Annotated in this window: 16 protein-coding genes; 12 read left to right on the top strand and 4 right to left on the bottom strand. The window is 70.9% G+C overall.

What is annotated here, in order from left to right; genetic code table 11:
- The first annotated feature begins 65 nt into the window (after positions 1-65).
- The 6 genes from ACPPVS_RS11320 to ACPPVS_RS11295 all read left to right on the top strand — a co-directional run bounded on the left by ACPPVS_RS11320 (position 66) and on the right by ACPPVS_RS11295 (position 5267).
- A complete protein-coding gene (locus ACPPVS_RS11320; protein WP_426592367.1) occupies positions 66-1052 on the top strand; it encodes a TIGR03557 family F420-dependent LLM class oxidoreductase in 987 nt (328 codons plus the stop codon).
- Positions 1053-1183: 131 nt separating this feature from the next.
- On the top strand, positions 1184-2320 hold the full coding sequence (locus tag ACPPVS_RS11315) for a serine/threonine-protein kinase (RefSeq protein WP_426592366.1): 1137 nt from the start codon (positions 1184-1186) through the stop codon (positions 2318-2320).
- The gene (locus ACPPVS_RS11310) at positions 2317-2781 is read left to right on the top strand and encodes a hypothetical protein (protein WP_426592365.1); all 465 of its coding nucleotides are present in this window, start codon (positions 2317-2319) and stop codon (positions 2779-2781) included. Before ACPPVS_RS11315 ends, ACPPVS_RS11310 begins: the two co-directional genes overlap by 4 nt.
- Positions 2782-2860: 79 nt before the next feature.
- Positions 2861-3625, top strand: coding sequence for a phosphatase PAP2 family protein (locus ACPPVS_RS11305; protein WP_426592364.1), 765 nt, complete (start codon positions 2861-2863; stop codon positions 3623-3625).
- Positions 3622-4362: a phosphatase PAP2 family protein gene (locus tag ACPPVS_RS11300; protein WP_426592363.1), complete on the top strand. Its 741-nt coding sequence runs from the start codon at positions 3622-3624 to the stop codon at positions 4360-4362. The genes ACPPVS_RS11305 and ACPPVS_RS11300 overlap by 4 nt, the downstream gene beginning before the upstream one ends.
- Positions 4359-5267, top strand: coding sequence for a diacylglycerol/lipid kinase family protein (locus tag ACPPVS_RS11295; RefSeq protein WP_426592362.1), 909 nt, complete (start codon positions 4359-4361; stop codon positions 5265-5267). Before ACPPVS_RS11300 ends, ACPPVS_RS11295 begins: the two co-directional genes overlap by 4 nt.
- Positions 5268-5269: 2 nt before the next feature.
- On the opposite strand, the gene ACPPVS_RS11290 is transcribed toward ACPPVS_RS11295, so the two are convergent.
- Both ACPPVS_RS11290 and ACPPVS_RS11285 read right to left on the bottom strand, forming a co-directional pair.
- The gene (locus ACPPVS_RS11290) at positions 5270-6055 is read right to left on the bottom strand and encodes a DUF1206 domain-containing protein (RefSeq protein ID WP_426592361.1); all 786 of its coding nucleotides are present in this window, start codon (positions 6053-6055) and stop codon (positions 5270-5272) included.
- A 174-nt stretch (positions 6056-6229) separates the two neighbouring features.
- Complete coding sequence (locus ACPPVS_RS11285) at positions 6230-7324, bottom strand: Gfo/Idh/MocA family protein (RefSeq protein WP_426592360.1); 1095 nt, start codon at positions 7322-7324, stop codon at positions 6230-6232.
- Between the two features lie 265 nt (positions 7325-7589).
- Between ACPPVS_RS11285 and ACPPVS_RS11280 the strand changes: the two genes are divergently transcribed.
- From ACPPVS_RS11280 to ACPPVS_RS11255, 6 genes are all read left to right on the top strand, one after another.
- A complete protein-coding gene (locus ACPPVS_RS11280) occupies positions 7590-8609 on the top strand; it encodes a LacI family DNA-binding transcriptional regulator (RefSeq protein ID WP_426592359.1) in 1020 nt (339 codons plus the stop codon).
- 47 nt (positions 8610-8656) lie between these two features.
- Positions 8657-10039 (top strand): ABC transporter substrate-binding protein, encoded by a 1383-nt coding sequence (locus tag ACPPVS_RS11275; RefSeq protein ID WP_426592358.1) that lies wholly within the window; start codon positions 8657-8659, stop codon positions 10037-10039.
- A gap of 69 nt (positions 10040-10108) precedes the next feature.
- A complete protein-coding gene (locus tag ACPPVS_RS11270; protein ID WP_426592357.1) occupies positions 10109-11071 on the top strand; it encodes a carbohydrate ABC transporter permease in 963 nt (320 codons plus the stop codon).
- Positions 11068-12021 (top strand): carbohydrate ABC transporter permease, encoded by a 954-nt coding sequence (locus ACPPVS_RS11265; protein ID WP_426592356.1) that lies wholly within the window; start codon positions 11068-11070, stop codon positions 12019-12021. Before ACPPVS_RS11270 ends, ACPPVS_RS11265 begins: the two co-directional genes overlap by 4 nt.
- Positions 12022-12045: 24 nt before the next feature.
- The gene (locus ACPPVS_RS11260; protein WP_426592355.1) at positions 12046-14175 is read left to right on the top strand and encodes a beta-galactosidase; all 2130 of its coding nucleotides are present in this window, start codon (positions 12046-12048) and stop codon (positions 14173-14175) included.
- Positions 14172-16178, top strand: coding sequence for a beta-galactosidase (locus ACPPVS_RS11255; RefSeq protein ID WP_426592354.1), 2007 nt, complete (start codon positions 14172-14174; stop codon positions 16176-16178). Before ACPPVS_RS11260 ends, ACPPVS_RS11255 begins: the two co-directional genes overlap by 4 nt.
- Positions 16179-16190: 12 nt before the next feature.
- Here ACPPVS_RS11255 and ACPPVS_RS11250 read toward each other — a convergent pair whose 3' ends face one another.
- Both ACPPVS_RS11250 and ACPPVS_RS11245 read right to left on the bottom strand, forming a co-directional pair.
- Positions 16191-16316: a hypothetical protein gene (locus ACPPVS_RS11250; protein ID WP_426592353.1), complete on the bottom strand. Its 126-nt coding sequence runs from the start codon at positions 16314-16316 to the stop codon at positions 16191-16193.
- On the bottom strand, positions 16313-17365 hold the full coding sequence (locus ACPPVS_RS11245) for a Gfo/Idh/MocA family protein (protein WP_426592352.1): 1053 nt from the start codon (positions 17363-17365) through the stop codon (positions 16313-16315). The genes ACPPVS_RS11250 and ACPPVS_RS11245 overlap by 4 nt, the downstream gene beginning before the upstream one ends.
- Positions 17366-17383 lie beyond the last annotated feature (18 nt).

Here is a 17383-nt window from a genome sequence, read left to right as displayed (position 1 = left end):
GTTCGTGCGGCGGGGTGTCGGACGGCTGGGATGCGCGGCGACGGGCGTGGTGCGACCGTCGAGCGGTGACACGATTCGGGTACACGCTGATGACCGAGCAGTCGGGACCGAAGGACCTGGTCCGCTACTCCGTCGCCGCCGAGCGTCACGGGTTCGACTTCGTGGCGTCCAGCGACCACTACTTCCCCTGGCTGGACGTGCAGGGTCACGCGCCGTACGCGTGGACGCTCCTGGGTGCGGTCGCCCAGGCGACGGAGCGCGTCGAGCTCATGACCTACGTGACCTGTCCGACGCTCCGGTACCACCCGGCCGTCGTCGCGCAGAAGGCCGCGACGCTCGGGGTCCTCTCCGACGGTCGGTTCCTGCTCAACGTCGGCGCGGGGGAGAACCTGAACGAGCACGTGGTGGGGCAGCGCTGGCCCGCCGTCGGTGAGCGTCAGGACATGCTGGAGGAGGCCGTCGAGATCATCGCCGCCCTGCTGACGGGGGACCGGGTGAACTACCGCGGGGAGTTCTTCCGGGTGGACTCCGCGAAGCTCTGGGACGTGCCCGACGAGCGGGTCCAGATCGGCGTGGCGGTCTCCGGGCCGGACTCGGTGACCCGCTTCGCCTCGCTGGTCGACCACCTGGTCGCCGTGGAACCGGACGCCGACGCGATCCGCGGCTGGGACGCCGCACGTGACAGCGGCCTGGCGCCGTCGCGCAAGATCGGGCAGATCCCTATCTGCTGGGACCCGGACCGGAAGAACGCGATCTCGCGCGCGCACGAGCAGTTCCGCTGGTTCGCCGGTGGCTGGAAGGTGAACGCCGACCTCCCGACCACGGAGGCGATCGATGCGGCCAGCCATTTCGTCCTGCCCCAGCAGGTTGCGGCGCGCATCCCGTGCGGGCCGGACCTGGACGCGATCGTCGAGGCGGTCTCCGCGTACTGGGAGGCCGGCTTCACCGACATCGCCCTGGTGCAGGTGGGCGACGCGGGGCAGGACGGCTTCTTGTCGACGGCCGCTGGACCGCTGCTGGACAGGCTGCGCGACGCCGCGCCGTCGGACTGAGCTCGCTGTCGCGGATCGACCTCGTGGCTCCGCGCGGCCGGGACGTCCGATCAGCCGTCGAGTCCAGGCCGGCCTGATTTCGCCCGATCCCGGCGTGCGGACGCGAGGCGAACGGCCTAGCGTCTGGCGACGTGCTGGAACAAGCCGGCGGCCCGGACGCGCGGCAGGCGTCCCACGACGCCGCCTCCGAGGGGCGTGTCCTCGGTGACCGGTATCGACTCGACGGCGTCCTCGGCCGCGGCGGCATGTCCACCGTGTACCGCGCTCGCGACCTCCTCCTGGAGCGAGACGTCGCGATCAAGATCGTCCCCTCGGCGCAGGACGACGCGGACGAGGTGGTCCGGACGCGTGCCGAGATCCGTGTGCTCGCCTCGCTCGACCATCCGGGACTGGTCACCCTGTACGACGCCGGCACGACCCACACCGACGACGGCGCGCAGCAGCTCTTCCTCGTGATGGAGCTGGTGGATGGACCGACGCTCGCCTCGAGGCTGCGGCAGGGTGGGCTGAGCGCCCCGGAGGTCGCCGCGCTCGGGCGCGAGCTCGCCGACGCCCTGGCGGCCGTGCACGCCCGCGAGATCGTCCATCGCGACATCAAGCCCGCCAACGTGCTCCTCACCGGTGGCGACGTCCTCGACGGCGGTTCGGCGGGCAGGCGCGGCGTCAAGCTCGCCGACTTCGGGATCGCCCGGCTCGCGGACGGCACGCGGCTGACGGCCACGGGCACGACCGTGGGCACGGTCAGCTACCTGAGCCCGGAGCAGGCGCTCGGCGGCGCGCTCGGTCCGGCGAGCGACGTGTACGCGCTGGGCCTGGTCCTGATCGAGTGCGCAACCGGTCGCCCTGCTTTCTCCGGCACCCTGGCCGAGGTCGCCGCCGTGCGGTTGACCACGTCTCCGTCGGTGCCCGCCTCGCTCGGTCCCGACCTGGTCGCGCTCCTCGAGCAGATGACGCGGATCGCACCCGAGGAACGACCGAGCGCCGAGGACGTCGCCACGCGGCTCGGTGGCGTCGGCCGCGCGGCGGACGGCACGTTGGTCCTGCCGGCGATCGCCGCGCCCGAGGCCGACCGCGTTCCCCGGGCCCGGCGCCGGCGCCGGGTTCGCGCCCTGGCGGTCGTCGCGACGCTCGCCCTGGCCGGCGGTGCGGTCCTCGCGGGCCGGGCGCTGACCGATGAACCAGCTCCGCCCCCCGCGCCGACCTATCCGACGGTCGCGGGGACCCTCGGCGCGTCCCTGTCGCGACTGCAGCAGAGCGTGGAGCCATGAGCCGGCGCGCGCGGACGCGCGCGAGCCTCGTCCTCGCCCTCGCGGTGATGCTCGCCCTGACGGGGTGCGGCGGCCGGCCCGACCTCGAGGCGAGCCGGGCGCACGCCCTGCAGATGTCGGTGCTGACCGTCACCCAGGATGCGGCTGACGGCCGTTGGGCGGATGCCCGTTCCGCGCTGGAGGTGGCTCGCGGCCAGCTCCAGGCGGGGAGCGACGCGAACGAGGTCTCGCTCGCCCGGTACCGCGCGATCGACGCGGCCCTCGACGAGGTGGGCGGGGAGCTCGACGCCGAGGAGGCGGCCGCGGCGGCCGCGGCGGCCGCCCGGGTCGCGGCTCAGCCGGAGGTTTCTGCGGCACCGTCCACTCCCGCGACCACCCAGGCGCCGAGCGGTCCGACCCAGCCGGCCGGCAAGGCCAAGGGCAAGGGCGCCGGGCAAGGCAACGGAAAGAAGAAGCCGTGAGGTCCCGACGACCGGCGTGCGCACCGCGACCCGTCCCCTCCACGGGCCACGTCGGGCATGTTGTGGCAGCGTCGTGGCGATGAGCCGCACCGTCCTGCGCCCCGCGCACCCGGACCCGCGGGCGTCTCGCGCCACGGCGGTCGCCGGGGCACGCGCCCGCAGGTTGGTGCGCGCCGTCGTCGCGGGTGTCGGGACCGCGGCCGCCCTGCTGCTCCTGGGGCTGCTGGTCCGCGACCGGTGGGACCCCCTGGTGAGGTTCGACGAGCGGACGGTGGTCGCGGCGACGTCGTTCGCGGCGCGCTACCCGGCTCTGGTCCGCGCGTTGCTCGACTGGCAGTGGGCGTTCGAGGGCGTGCACCTGTTCGTGCCGGTCGCCGCGCTGTGCCTCCTCGTCTGGTGGCGGACCAGGATGACGAGCCGGACGTGGTGGGCCCTCGCGACGATCGCCACCGCCTGGGCCTTCGCGAACCTCGCGAAGGAGGTCGCCCGTCGGGCTCGGCCGGTGCTGGACGACCCGATCGACCAGGTTCGGGGCTACTCGTTCCCGTCCGGCCACGCCGCGAACACCGCCGCCATGGCGACCGCGCTCGTCGTCCTGGTCTGGCCGGTCCTGCGAAGTCGTGGGCTGCGGGTGGCTGCGGTCCTCGGCGCCGCGGCGCTCATGGTGCTCACGGGGCTCGACCGGGTGATGCTCGGCGCGCACTTCCCCTCGGACGTGCTCGCCGGCACGGTCTTCGGCGTCGGGCTGGTGCTGGCCTCCTACCTCGGGTACCGGGGCTGGTCGCCGCCGCACGACGACACCACGGAGGGCTCGACTGACCGGACGTCGAAGGAGACGCGATGAGACTGGACCTGGAACGGTACGCGAACGACCCGTCCCGGCCCGCCGGCCGCGAGGTGTGGCGTGACCTCGGCGTCCGGGTGGGCCTGCCGGTCGTCGCTCTGTGGCTGGTGGTCGTCGGCGTGGGGCTGCTGCTCACCGGCCCGCTCACGGAGCTCGGCGACCGCGAGCTGGCGATCAACGAGTGGTTCGTCGACCAGCGGACGGACCTGCTGAACACGATCACGCGCGTCTGGAGCCAGATCGGCACCACGGAGACGATCATCGGGATCTGCGTCGTCGTGGTCGGTCTCGTCTGGTGGCGGACCCGGCAGTGGTGGTACGCGATCGTCCCGGCGATCGCGATCACGGCACAGGCGGCGGTGTTCATGACGTCGGCGCTCGTGGTCGGCCGGGAACGGCCGGACGTCGATGCCCTGGACGTTGCGCCGCCGACGTCGAGCTACCCGAGCGGACACTCCGGCGCGTCGACGGCGCTGTACGTCACGCTCGCGATGATGGTGCAGCGCGTGGAACGCACCTGGGTCCGCGTCAGCGTGACGGTGATCCTGCTCGCGCTCCCGGTGCTCGTCGTGTACTCCCGGCTGTACCGCGGGATGCACCACCTGAGCGACGTCGTCATGGGGATGCTCAACGGCCTCGTCTGCGCCCTGCTCGCGTGGAACTACCTGCGGCGATCGCCGCACCCGGCAGACGAGGTCGCAGACGCCGACGCCGACGTCGCGGAGCGTGCCCGGTGACCCGGGTCGCCGTCGTCGCGAACCCCGCGAAGCTCGACGACGCGGAGAAGGTCCGACGTGTCGTCGACGACGCCTGCGCGAGCCATGGGCTGGAGCCCGCGCTGTGGCTGGAGACGACCGAGGAGGATCCGGGCGGCGGCCAGACGCGTGAGGCCCTCGAGCAACGAGCGGACCTGGTGTGTGCGCTCGGCGGCGACGGCACCGTCCGTGCCGTGGGTGAGGTGCTGGCGGGCGGCGACGTCCCGCTCGGGCTCCTGCCGGCCGGTACCGGCAACCTGCTCGCCCGCGCGCTGGGCCAGCCGATCGACAGCCTCGAGGACGCGCTCGAGGTCGCGCTGACCGGGCGTACGCGGGCGATCGACGTCGGCGGGCTCCGGGTCGACGGATCCGACGAGGAGCAGGTGTTCCTGGTCATGGCGGGGATGGGCCTGGACGCCGAGGCGATGGACAACGCGGACGAGCGGCTCAAGGGTGCCGTCGGGTGGCCGGCCTACCTGGTGTCGGGCGTGCGGGCGGCCGTGGGCGGCGGCTTCACCGCACGCGTGCAGCCCCGTGAGGGTCGCACCGTCCGGCGCGCGGTCCGTTCCGTCGTCGTCGGGAACAGCGGGCGCCTGCAGGGCGGTGTCGAGCTCATGCCGGACGCCCGCCTCGACGACGGCTTGCTCGACCTCGCGATCATCGCGCCGCGCGGTCTGGTCGGCTGGGTCCGAACGGTGACGACGATCATCACGTCCGGCCGGGGCAACTCCGACCTGGAGCGTCACCAGATGACGGCGGTCCGGGTGTCCGCGAACCGCGCGACCACGACGCAGCTCGATGGCGACGCCATCGGTGAGCACCGCCTGCTCGAGTTCCGGGTCCGCCCGGGGGCGCTCCCGGTCCGGGTGAGCGCCGAGCACGACTGAGCTCAGGTGCGCGTATACCGCGCGCGGCCGAACGAGTACACGCCGTAGGCCACGAAACCGGCCGCGACCACGGTGAGCAGGACGCTGCCGAAGGGCTGGTCCCCGAGCGTGCGGAACGCCGCGTCCAGGCCGCCCGCCTCATCAGGTCGGGCCTTCGCAGCGGCCACGACGAACAGCACACCGACGATGGCGAGCGCGATCCCCTTGGCGACGTAGCCGAAGCGCCCCGTGGCCACGACCAGGCGCCCCGGACGCTCCCGCAGGTCGCGCAGGAACTTGCGCGTCCACCCCTTGTGCACGTGATAGACCGCCACCCCGACGACCACCAGCCCGATGACGGCGACCAGGATCCGGCCGCCAGGCTGCGCCATGAGGTTCTTGGTGAAGTCCTTGCTCTGGCTGCTGCTCGAGCTCGATCCACCCTGCGCGAACTTGACGGAGGACCACGCGAGCACGGCATACAGGATCGCCTTGGCGGCCGCCTTCACGCGGTCTCCCGCCCCGGCACCCGAGCCGAACGCCTCGGTCACCTGCCACACCGTCAGCCCCGCGAACCCGAGGGCGACCACCCACAGCGCGGCCTTGCCGAAGGGGTGGGACGCGAGCGTCGCCAGCGCACCCGACTGGTCCGCGGTCGTCGTCGAGCCGTTCCAGGCGACCTGGACCGCGACGTACCCGAGCACGAGGTGCAGGACGCCGCTCGCGACATACCCGAGCCGCGCGAGAATCGTCGTCGCCGGGTGGTCGTTGACCCGTCGCGCGGTGACCTTGGCGTCGGAGTGGTCCATCCGGTCACCTTCCCACGGGTCGGCGAAGGCCGCGGCTCGAACGCGATCGGTGACCCACGGAGCGACGACCCCGCGCCGTGGCGGACTGTCTCTGCCGTCACGGCTGGCCGCGACGACCCTCGGGTGCCGTTCGCCTGCATCGAGCAGTTCCGCGGCGACCTCCGGCGTCCGGACTCACACGCCGACGGCCCAGCCCTCGGGCAGCAGTGCGGCGGGGGCGCACCGGCTCGCGATGTCGACCGGCCGGCCGGTCTCTGCCGATGTGGTGGTCGCGAGCATGACGTCGAGCACGTGGAACGCCAGGCGCGCATCGGTGCGGTGCGGCTGGGCCGTGTGGATGGCGCGGGCCATGTCGACGATCCCGCTGCCTCGGCCGGACCCTCCGGTCGCACCTGGGGGGACGGTCTCGGAGGTCTGCTCGATCGAGAGCGGAAAGAAGGTCGTGTCGCCGTCGAAGCGGTTGGGGTCCGGCAGGCGCAGCGTGCCGGCGGTCCCGGAGACCTCGATCTCGGCGGCGAACAGCGCGGTGTCGAAGCTGATCGACAGGTCCGCGATCGCGCCACCGGCGAACGTGCAGAGCGCCAGGACGTGCGTCGGGACCTCGACAGCGATCGTCTCGCCCGCGTGCGGACCGGTCGCGACGGTGCGGGTCTCGTGAGCCCGGTCCGTCAGCGCGGTCACGCGCGTGATCGGGCCGAGCGCCTGGACCAGTGCGGTCAGGTAGTACGGGCCCATGTCGAGCAGCGGGCCGCCCCCCGGGGCGAAGAAGAACGACGGGTTGGGGTGCCAGTAGTCGGGGCCGCAGTACTGGAACCGGGCGTGCGCGCTGCGCGGGGTGCCGATCCGGCCGTCCGCGAGGAGCCCGAGCGCCGTCTGCATCGCCGGCCCGAGGAACGTGTCGGGCGCGCAGCCGAGCCGTACGCCGTGCTCGTCGGCGAGGTCGAGCAGCTCGCGTCCCTCGGCCAGGTCGACGGCGAGCGGCTTCTCGCTCCAGACGTGGCGGCCCGAGACGAGGGCGGCGCGCGTGATCGCGTGATGGGCCTGGGGAACGGTCAGGTTGACGACGAGGTCGACGGTGGGGTCGGCGAGGAGCTCGTCGTACGTCCCGTGGCCCGGCACGCCGTGCTCCGCGGCGCGCTCCGCCGCTCGGGTGACGTCTCGGCCCGCGAGGAAGCGGACCTCGACCTCGTCGGTGAGCGCGAACGTCTCCAGGTACTGGCCGAGGATGTCGCCGACGCCGACGATCCCGAGCCCCAGCGGCCGGGTCACGAGGCCACGGCCGTATCCGGGAATCGGTAGGTCCCGCTCGTGGGGATCGCAGCCTGCATGCGAGGAACCCTTCGCTGTCGGCCGGGCAACGGGCGCTGGCGGCCGCCGCGATGTTAGCGCTCACAGATGCGGCCCGCAATCGGCACCGAACCGTTGCAGGTTTGTGACCTGGACCACTTGACTACGTAGTCAGGCATGGATTGACTACGCAGACATCCGACAACGAGGTCGAAAGGGGCACGGCGAGATGACGACCGAGAATCGCGTGAGCAAGCCCAAGCCGGTCGTCGCGACGGACGTAGCGCGAGCCGCCGGGGTATCGCAGAAGACGGTCTCCCGGGTGATCAACAGCGACCCCCACGTCAGCGCCGAGGTGCGTGATCGGGTGCTCACGGCGATCGCCGCACTCGGGTACCGGCCCAACCGTGCCGCCCGCAACCTGGTCCTCGGCCGTAGCCGGACGATCGGTGTCCTGTCGGTCGGATCGACGGATTTCGGTCCGTCCAGCCTGATGGTGGCGGCGGAGCACGCCATCCGGAGCGCGCGGTACGCGATGTCCGTCATCAACACGTTCGAGGACGAGCCCGAGACCATCACGAGCGCCATGCGGGACCTGGTGGACCAGGGTGTCGACGGCGTCGTGGTGAACGAGCCCGTCGGATCGTTCTCGCTCTCGAAGGGGGCGATCGGAGACCTGCCGGTGCTGAGCCTGTCCGGCTCGTACGGGATCTCGACCAACGAGGTCGTCGTCGACGCCGACCAGTCCGCCGGCGCCCGCAGGGCGACCGAGCACCTGCTGGAGCTGGGGCACCGGACGGTGCACCACGTCGCCGGTCCGGCGGGCTGGCGCTCGGCCGGGCTGCGCATCGACGGCTGGCGGGCGGCGCTGGAGGCAGCTGACCGGTCGCAACCGGTGGTTCACCGGGGCGACTGGACGGCCCGTTCGGGCTACGAGCTGGGCGCACATCTCGCGGCTGACCCGGAGGTCACGGCGGTCTTCGCGGGCAACGACCAGACCGCCATCGGCTTGCTGCGGGCGTTCGCTGAGGCAGGACGTGACGTGCCGGGTGAGGTCAGCGTCGTCGGCTTCGACGACGTGCCCGAGGCCGCGTACCTGTCGCGGGCGCTGACCACGGTCCGCCAGGACCTCGCCCACCTGGCCACCTTCGGCGTCGGGATGCTCGTCGACGCCATCGAGAACCCGCGACGGCAGGACCGTCGCGAGAACATCCCGGTCGAGCTCATCGTCCGAGAGACAACGGCCGCACCCCCGCCGAGGCGGTGACGGACCGCAGAACTCAACCCGAGCACGGCAACACGAAGGAGTGGAGCATGTCGAGGACAACGAAGACGTGGCGTCGCAAGGCCACGGTGCTGGGCGCAGGAATGGCTGTAGCCGCCCTAGCGCTCACGGCGTGCAGTGGTGGTGGCAGCAGCAGCAACGCCACGACTGCCGCGGTCAGCCAGGCTGACATCGACAAGGCGATGACGACCCCGACCAACCTGACGTTCTGGACGTGGGTCCCGGACATCAAGAACCAGGTCGCTCTCTTCGAGAAGAAGTACCCGGCCATCAAGGTCGACGTCGTGAACGTGGGGCAAGGTGCCGCGCACTACCAGAAGATGCGGAGCGCTCTGCAGGCCGGCAAGGGTGCACCGGACGTGACCCAGATCGAGTTCCAGCACGTCCAGTCGTTCGCGCTGGGCGACAACCTGCTGGACCTCACGCCCTACATCCCGGCGGACACGGCTTCCAAGTTCGTGCCGTGGACGTGGAAGCAGGTGCAGTCCACCGACGGCAAGAAGATCTGGGCCGTCCCGCAGGACTCGGGTCCGTTGGGGATGCTGTACCGCGAGGACATCCTGAGCAAGTACAACATCGAGATTCCTAAGACGTGGGACGATTTCGCGACCGCGGCGACCGCGCTGCACACGGCCGATCCGAGCACGTACCTGACGAACCTGCCCGGCAACGACATGGGCCAGTTCGCGGGCATGCTCTGGCAGATCGGTGCCCATCCGTTCGGCTGGGACGGTGACAAGAACGTCACCATCAATGTCGTCTCGGACGAGGCGAAGAAGCTCGCTCAGTACTGGCAGGGTCTGATCCAGGACGGTGTCGTCTCGGTCGACCCCGACTTCAACGACGCGTGGTACCAGGGTCTGTCCAACGGGAAGTACGCCGCGTGGGCGCCTGCCGCCGCGTGGGCTCCGGTGTTCCTGCAGGGCTCGGCGGCGAACACGTCGGGTCTGTGGCGCGCCGCGGACTCCCCGCAGTGGCCCGGTGTCTCCTCGCCGGTCTCGGGGAACTGGGGCGGCTCCACGGATGCTGTTGTGAAGTCGACGAAGAACCCGATTGCCGCCTCCCAGCTCGCACTGTTCATCAACAGTGACCCGGAGTCGACCCTGATGTTCGCGAACAAGCAGTTCCTGTTCCCGACGACCGTGGACACGTTGGCCAACCCCGAGTTCACGGACCAGAAGCCGGACTTCTACGGCGGTCAGCAGGTGAACAAGCTCTTCGCGCAGATCTCCACGACGGTGCCAGAGGACTTCGGTTGGCTCCCGTTCATGGACTACGCGTACTCCGCCGGTGAGGCCACCGTGGGCAAGGCGATCGCCGACAAGGGCGACATCGTCGGCGCACTTCAGGCCTGGCAGGACAAGCTCGTGTCCTACGCCAAGCAGCAGGGCTTCACCGTCACCACCAAGTGAGGACGTGCCGCCCCGCGGACACGCCTCCGCGGGGCGGCGCACCCTCAGGCCCGAGACCGGGAGATCACCATGACTGCCACCGACATCGGTCTGCCTCGACAGACCCCGGAGCCGGGATCCGCACCGCTGAAGAAGCGTCGTGGCCCGTCGCCGATGCGCCGCCGTGAGAATGCGGCCGCCTACACGTTCATCACCCCGTTCGTCGTCTTGTTCCTGCTGCTGATCGTGGTGCCGCTCGCCTACGCCGGCTATCTCAGCTTCTTCCGCGACCAGCTGGTCGGGGGCACGACCTTCGTCGGCCTGCAGAACTACACGCGGGCCCTGACCGATCCGTCGTTCCTGTCCGGCGTCGGGCGCATGGCGATCTTCCTGGTGATCCAGGTGCCGATCATGCTCGGGCTCTCGCTGCTCTTCGCGTTGCTGCTCGACGCCGGGGTGCTGTTCGTCCAGAAGTTCGTCCGGCTGGGGATCTTCGTCCCGTACGCCGTGCCGAGCGTCATCGCCGCGCTCATGTGGGGATACCTCTACGGTCCCGACTTCGGGCCCTTCGCGCAGATCGCCGACCACTTCGGCCTGCCGGCCCCGCCGTTCCTCTCGCAGAACTGGATGCTCTTCTCGATCATGAACATCGTCAGCTGGGAGTTCATCGGCTACAACATGATCATTCTGTACGCCGCCCTGCGGTCCATCCCGCACGAGCTCTTCGACGCCGCATCGGTCGACGGTGCCGGCACGGTCCGGACGGCTTGGAGCATCAAGATCCCGGCGATCCGGCCCGCGCTCATCCTCACCGGGATCTTCTCGATCATCGGTACGTTCCAGCTGTTCAACGAACCGAACCTGCTGCACACGATCGCGCCCAACGTGATCGGCACCGACTACACCCCGAACCTGTACGCGTACAACCTCGCGTTCATCAACAAGGACACCAACTACGCCGCCGCGATCGCCTTCATCCTCGGCATCGTGATCATGATCGTGAGCTACACGGTGCAGCTGTCCTCCCAACGGCGGGAGCGTGCAGGACGATGACCACTCAAGCCTCCGAGAGCTCCGTGCTCACCGGCATGCACCCCGACCCCACCCCGCCGAAGGACCGCCCGCGCAAGGGCCGCCCGCACTCGGCCGACCGGCCCCGACGCAGCAAGCTGCTCACGGTCATCATGCTCGCGACCCTGCTGTACTTCCTGGTCCCGCTCTGGTGGCTGTTCGTCGCCTCGACCAAGTCTCAAGGGGACCTGTTCTCGACCTTCGGCCTCTGGTTCGGGAGCGACAACCAGCTGTGGGCCAACATCAAGGCCGTGTTCAGCGCCGACGGCGGCGTCTACCTCCTGTGGCTGCGCAACTCGTTCGCCTACTCGATCGTCAGCGCGGTGGGGGCGGCGTTCCTGGCCACCATGGCCGGCTACGCGTTCGCCAAGTACCGGTTCCCGGGCGGCAACCTCATCTTCAGCGGGATCCTCGGCGCGATCATGATCCCGATGACCGCCCTGACCATCCCGACCTACCTGCTGTTCGCGAATGCGGGCCTCACCAACACCCCGTGGGCGATCATCCTGCCGTCCCTGGTCAGCCCGTTCGGCGTCTTCCTCATGCGGGTCTATGCCGCGGACGCGGTGGACGACACCCTGCTGGAGGCCGCGCGCGTGGACGGCGCCGGCGAGATGCGGATCTTCTTCGGGGTCTCGCTCCGGCTGCTCGGTCCGGGCATGGTCACCGTCTTGCTGTTCTCGCTGGTGTCGACCTGGAACAACTACTTCCTGCCGCTCATCATGCTCAACAGCCCGAACCTCTACCCGCTCACCGTCGGTCTTGCTCAGTGGCAGGGCGCCGCGTCGGCAGGCGGGTCGGGCGTCGGGCAGGCGGGATTCTCGACCATCATCACCGGCGCGTTCCTCTCGATCATCCCCTTGATCATCGCGTTCCTGTTCCTGCAGCGTTACTGGCAGTCCGGCCTCGCCAGCGGCGCGGTCAAGGGCTAATCACGGACTACGGAGACACATCACATGGCTGTGCAGCATGACGGAGTGCGCTTCGGCGCCGCGTACTACTACGAGTACGCGGGGCCGGGCGACGACCCCAAGCCTGAGACGCTGGAACGGGACCTCGACCTGATGGCCGCGGCGAAGTTCTCGGTCATCCGCGTGGGGGAGTCGGTCTGGTCCACCTGGGAGCCGACGGAGGGCCGGTTCGAGCTCGACTGGCTCGAGCCCGTCCTCGACGGCGCGCTGGCGCGCGGCATCGACGTCGTCATCGGCACGCCGACGTACGCGCTGCCCATGTGGCTCGTCCGCCGGTACCCGGAGGTCGCCGGCGAGCTCCGGACCGGGCAGCCGATGGGCTGGGGCGCCCGGCAGGAGGCCGACTTCACGCACCCTGCGTTCCGGTTCCACGCCGAGCGCGTCCTGACCCGGGTGGTCGAGCGCTACCGGGACCATGCGGCGGTGATCGGTTTCCAGGTGGACAACGAGCCGGGCCTGCACCTGCTGCACAACGCCGGTGTGTTCCAGCGGTTCGTCGACCACCTCGAGCGCACGTATGGAGACGTCGAGACCCTCAACCGCGAGTGGGGGCTCGTCTACTGGTCGCACCGGCTGTCGACCTGGGCGGACCTCTGGACGCCCGACGGCAACGCGCAACCGCAGTACGACCTCGCGTGGCGCCGGTTCCAGGCGACCCTGACCACCGAGATGATCGACTGGCAGGCCCGCGCCGTGCGGGCGCTGGCGCGCGACGACCAGTTCGTCACCACCTGCATCGCCTACGACCGGCCTGCCCTCGAGGACGCGGACCTCGCCGCCGTCCTGGATGTGACCAGCGGGAACGCCTACTACGGGATGCAGGACTCGTTGCTGCACCCCAGCCCGGCGCGCGCGCCGCAGTCGTGGACCGCGCACGGCACCTGGGCCCTGTTCCAGGTCGGCGACGCGATGTACTCGAGCCGCGGTGAGCCGTTCCTCGTCACGGAGACCAACGCGCAGTCCATCGGCGGCCCGAGCACCAACTACCCGGCCTACCCGGGCCAGTGGCGTCAGTCGGCCTGGGCTTTGGTGGCCCGTGGCGCCCGGATGGTCGAGTACTGGCACTGGCACACGCTGCACTACGGCGCCGAGACCTACTGGGGCGGCGTGCTGCCGCACAGCGGCGTCCCGGGCCGGACCTATCGAGAGCTCGCGCTCGTCGGCGCCGAGCTGGCACGGGCCGGCGGCGCGCTCGCGGGAGCGACGCCCGACGCCGACATCGCGATCCTGTCGTCGACCGAGTCGCGGTTCGCGCTCGCCGGCCAGCCGCCCCTGCAGACGGCGGACGGCTCCGGCGACGTGAACAGCTACCCGCGCATCGTCAGCTCGTTCTACCGGGGGGCCTTCGATGCCGGCCTGCAGGTCCGTGTCGTGCGGCCGCGCTACCTGTTCGCCGAGGACCCGGCCGACGTCGTCAGCACCCACCCGGTGCTCGTCGCGGCGGGCTACTACCCGGCTTCCGACGCCGACCTCGCCTGGCTCCTGCGGTACGCCGACGCAGGCGGCCATCTGGTGGTCGGTCCACGCACCGGGTACGCGGACAGCGAAGGCCGCGCGCGCGCCGAGGTACAGCCCGCCAGGCTGGCCGCCGCGGCCGGCGCGTCCTACAGCGAGTTCAGCAACCTCGACGCGCCGGTGCCTGTGCTCGGCCCGCTCGGGGGACACGCGACCGCGTGGGCTGAGTGCCTGATCGCCGAGGGCGCCGACGTGCTGGCCACCTACGACGACCCGCACCTGGGCGCGTGGGCAGCGATCACGACGCGAGCCCATGGCGCAGGGCGCGTGACCGTCGTCGGCACCGTGCCCGGTCTTGACCTTGCGCGCGCCCTGGCGGCGTGGCTCGTCCCTGCTCCGCTCGCCGGCTGGGCCGACCTGCCGGCGAGCGTGACCGTCCACAGCTCGACGCGACCGGACGGTGCCCGGGTCCACGTCGTGCACAACTGGTCGTGGGAGGCCGTCACCGTGACCGCTCCGATGGATCTTGACGTGCTCGTCCCAGCGCGGGGCACGGCATTGGCTGACCCTCCACCTGTCGACGCCCCCGGCAGCGCGATCCGCGCAGGTGAGCCCGTCGTGCTGGGCTCCTGGGACGTCCTCGTGGCGGTGACCCGATGAGCCGTTGGACGGGTCGGTGGCCCACTGACGGCATCGCGTTCGGTGCCGACTACAACCCCGAGCAGTGGCCCGAGGAGGTGTGGCCCGACGATGTGGCGCTCATGCAGGAGGCCGGCGTCACGCTCGTGAGCCTGGGCATCTTCTCGTGGGGAGAGCTCGAGCCCGAGGAGGGGCGGTTCGAGTTCGGCTGGCTGGACCGGATCCTCGACCTGCTGCACGAGGCCGGCATCGGCGTGGACCTGGCCACACCCAGTGCTGCGCCGCCGGTCTGGCTGCACCTGGCCCATCCCGAGATGCTGCCCGTCGACGCCGACGGTCAGCGGTTCACCCACGGCAGCCGCGAGTCGTGGTGCGTCTCCTCGCCGGTCATCCGGCACCACGCCACCCGGATCGCGCGGGTGATCGCCGAGCGGTACGGCCACCACCCGGCCGTGAAGATGTGGCACGTCTCCAACGAGCTGGCCTGCCACAACGGGCGCTGCTACTGCGACGTCTCCGCGGCCGCGTTCCGGGACTGGCTGGGCAAGCAGTACACGGACATCGAGGCGCTCAACCTGGCATGGGGCACCGCGTTCTGGGGGCAGCGGTACGCAAGCTTCGAGCAGATCCTGCCGCCGCGGCGTACGACGACCATCCCCAATCCCGGCCAGCGACTGGCCTTCGAGCGCTTCTCGTCCGACGCGTTCGTCGACCACCTCGAAGCCGAGGCAGCAGTGCTTCGCGAGGTGACTCCGCACCTGCCCGTGACCACCAACTACATGGTCATGGGCGACTTTCACCAGATCGACTACACGCAGACCACCCCGCTGCTCGACATCGTCTCCAACGACCACTACCTCGGGGCCGAAGACCCGCGACGGTTCGCCGAGCTCGCCTTCAGTGCCGACCGCGTCCGCGGGCTGGCCGGCGGGAAGCCGTGGCTCTTGATGGAGCACTCGACCAGCGCCGTCAACTGGCAGCCCCGCAACCTGGCCAAGCAGCCTGGCGAGATGGTGCGCAACGCGCTGCAGCACGTGGCCCGTGGCGCCGACGGGGTGCTCTTCTTCCAGTGGCGCCAGTCCCGAGCGGGCGCCGAGAAGTACCACTCGGGCATGGTGCCGCACGCCGGACGCGACTCCGAGCTGTTCCGCGACGTCGTCGGTCTGGGTGCCACGCTCGGTCGACTGGCGGAGGTCCGGGGGAGCACGGTGGAGAAGGCGCGCGTGGCCCTGCTCTGGGACGTTCCGTCGTGGTGGGCATCCGAGCTGGAGGCCCACCCGAGCGTCGACGTGCGCTATCTCGACGTGGCGCGGGACCTGCACGGCGCCCTGTTCGACGCAGGTGTCGCGGTGGACGTCCTGCCGGCCACGTCCGACCTCGCCGGCTACGACGTGGTCCTGGTTCCGACGCTGTATCTCGCGCCGCCCGGCGTCGCGGCTCGGCTCGCCGAGGTGGTCGCACGTGGCGGCCAGGTCGTCGTCACCTACTTCTCGGGGATCGTCGACGAGCACGACCGTGTGCTGCTCGGCGGCTACCCGGGCGCGTTCCGGGACCTGCTCGGCGTGCGCGTGGAGGAGTTCGCACCGCTGGCGGCGGGCGGGTCGGTCTCGCTCAGCGATGGTTCGACCGGCACCGTGTGGACGGAGCGATTCACGGCCGACGACGCCGAGGTGCTGGCCAGCTACGACGACGGCCCGTCGGCCGGGCGCCCAGCCCTGACCCGACGCAGCGTGCCCGGCGGGGGTGCCGCCTGGTACCTGTCGACCCGGCTCGACGCTCCGTCGATGGCGACACTGGTGGCCAAGGTGCTCACCGCCGCCGATGTCACGCCGCTCGTTCCCCGGCCCGGTGGGTTGGAGATCGTGCGTCGAGTCGGTGAGTCCGGCAGCTGGTTGTTCGCCATCAACCACACGGACGGCGACCTGCCCTTGCTGGCCGAGGGGACCGATCTCGTGACCGGTGCGCCTCACGGGCTCGGGGCCTCGGTTCCGGCGGGAAGCGTGGTCGTCCTGCGAGGGGCGTGACGGCGGCGTCGCTCACGCGTGCCCGTCCTCGAACGGGCAGGCGACGTACGCGAGGCGTCGGGAGTCCGTCGTCGTCTCGCGCTCGATCCAGCGGTCGTTGTCCGCAGTCGTCCCGGGGAGGTCGACGGTCGCGGTCATGCCGCCACCTCGTCGTCCGCGCAACCGAGCTGGCGGCGGGCCTCGTCGATCGTCGCCAGGATGCTGACCGTCTCGTCGAGCGTGTGCAGCGGCGATTCCTTCCGACCTTCGCCGACGAACGTGGCAAGCGCCGTCGCCTCCCATGCCAGGCCATCCATCAGCGCGACGCCGGTCTCGTCCCGCCAGGTGAGGGTCTCGCCGAAGAGCTCGTTGCCGGCGAGGGTCAGGCTCGTCGGGACGTGGAACGGTGCGGCCATCTCGATGCGAGCGTCGGACCCGGCGATCAGTGCTGTGGTCGGGGTCCGGGTGAGGATCGACGTGGTGAGCGTGGACTGCGCGATGCCGTCGTGGGTGAGCACGATGGTCGAGTACGCGTCGACCCCGGTGTCCGTGAGCCCGCCGATCGCCGTGACCTGCCGCGGCGCACCCAGCACCATCGAGTCGAGCTGGATCGGGTAGATCCCCAGGTCGAGCAGGGCGCCTCCACCGAGATCACGGCGGTAGAGGCGATGGTTCGGGTCGCGCGGGACCGCCTGGCCATGGTCCGCGACGACCGCGTGGATCTCGCCCACCACACCGTCGGCGACAAGCGCGCGGATCACGGCCGCCTGCGGCAGGTAGCGGCTCCACATCGCCTCCATCAGCAGCACGCCCGCATCCTGCGCGGCGCGCACGAGGATGCGTGCGTCCGCAGCATTCGTCGCCATCGGCTTCTCGATGAGCGTGTGCTTGCCGGCGCCGATCGCCAGGAGCCCGAGGGCGAGGTGCTCGCTCTGCGGCGCCGCGATGTAGACGACGTCGATGTCCGGGTCGCCCACGAGTGCGGCGTAGGACGAATGGACCCGGTCGATGCCGTGCTCGGCCGCGAAGGTCGAGGCTCGCTCGGGCGAGCGTGATGCGACGGCCGCGAGGCGCTGGCGCGTGCGCTTGTTCACGGCGTTCGCGAACGCGTGGGCTATCCAGCCGGGTGCGAGCACGCCCCATCGCAGGGCAGGTTCACCCGCTCCGGGTCGGTAGAGCTGTGGTGTGGGAAAGGCCTTCGGGAGCATCGGGTGTCCTCGGGTACG

This window comes from Cellulomonas sp. McL0617 (assembly GCF_049994875.1).
Taxonomy (GTDB): domain Bacteria; phylum Actinomycetota; class Actinomycetes; order Actinomycetales; family Cellulomonadaceae; genus Cellulomonas.
The sequence above is the reverse complement of the archived record's forward strand: the minus strand, read 5'-3'. Positions and strand labels throughout refer to the sequence as shown.

Excerpts from the sequence above, each read along its gene's own strand:
- ACPPVS_RS11310 (WP_426592365.1), top strand. The coding sequence starts at position 2,317 with ATGAGCCGGCGCGCGCGGACGCGCGCGAGCCTCGTCCTCGCCCTCGCG.
- ACPPVS_RS11305 (WP_426592364.1), top strand. The coding sequence starts at position 2,861 with ATGAGCCGCACCGTCCTGCGCCCCGCGCACCCGGACCCGCGGGCGTCT.
- ACPPVS_RS11300 (WP_426592363.1), top strand. The coding sequence starts at position 3,622 with ATGAGACTGGACCTGGAACGGTACGCGAACGACCCGTCCCGGCCCGCC.
- ACPPVS_RS11290 (WP_426592361.1), bottom strand. The coding sequence starts at position 6,055 with ATGGACCACTCCGACGCCAAGGTCACCGCGCGACGGGTCAACGACCAC.
- ACPPVS_RS11275 (WP_426592358.1), top strand. The coding sequence starts at position 8,657 with ATGTCGAGGACAACGAAGACGTGGCGTCGCAAGGCCACGGTGCTGGGC.
- ACPPVS_RS11270 (WP_426592357.1), top strand. The coding sequence starts at position 10,109 with ATGACTGCCACCGACATCGGTCTGCCTCGACAGACCCCGGAGCCGGGA.
- ACPPVS_RS11265 (WP_426592356.1), top strand. The coding sequence starts at position 11,068 with ATGACCACTCAAGCCTCCGAGAGCTCCGTGCTCACCGGCATGCACCCC.
- ACPPVS_RS11260 (WP_426592355.1), top strand. The coding sequence starts at position 12,046 with ATGGCTGTGCAGCATGACGGAGTGCGCTTCGGCGCCGCGTACTACTAC.
- ACPPVS_RS11255 (WP_426592354.1), top strand. The coding sequence starts at position 14,172 with ATGAGCCGTTGGACGGGTCGGTGGCCCACTGACGGCATCGCGTTCGGT.
- ACPPVS_RS11250 (WP_426592353.1), bottom strand. The coding sequence starts at position 16,316 with ATGACCGCGACCGTCGACCTCCCCGGGACGACTGCGGACAACGACCGC.
- ACPPVS_RS11245 (WP_426592352.1), bottom strand. The coding sequence starts at position 17,365 with ATGCTCCCGAAGGCCTTTCCCACACCACAGCTCTACCGACCCGGAGCG.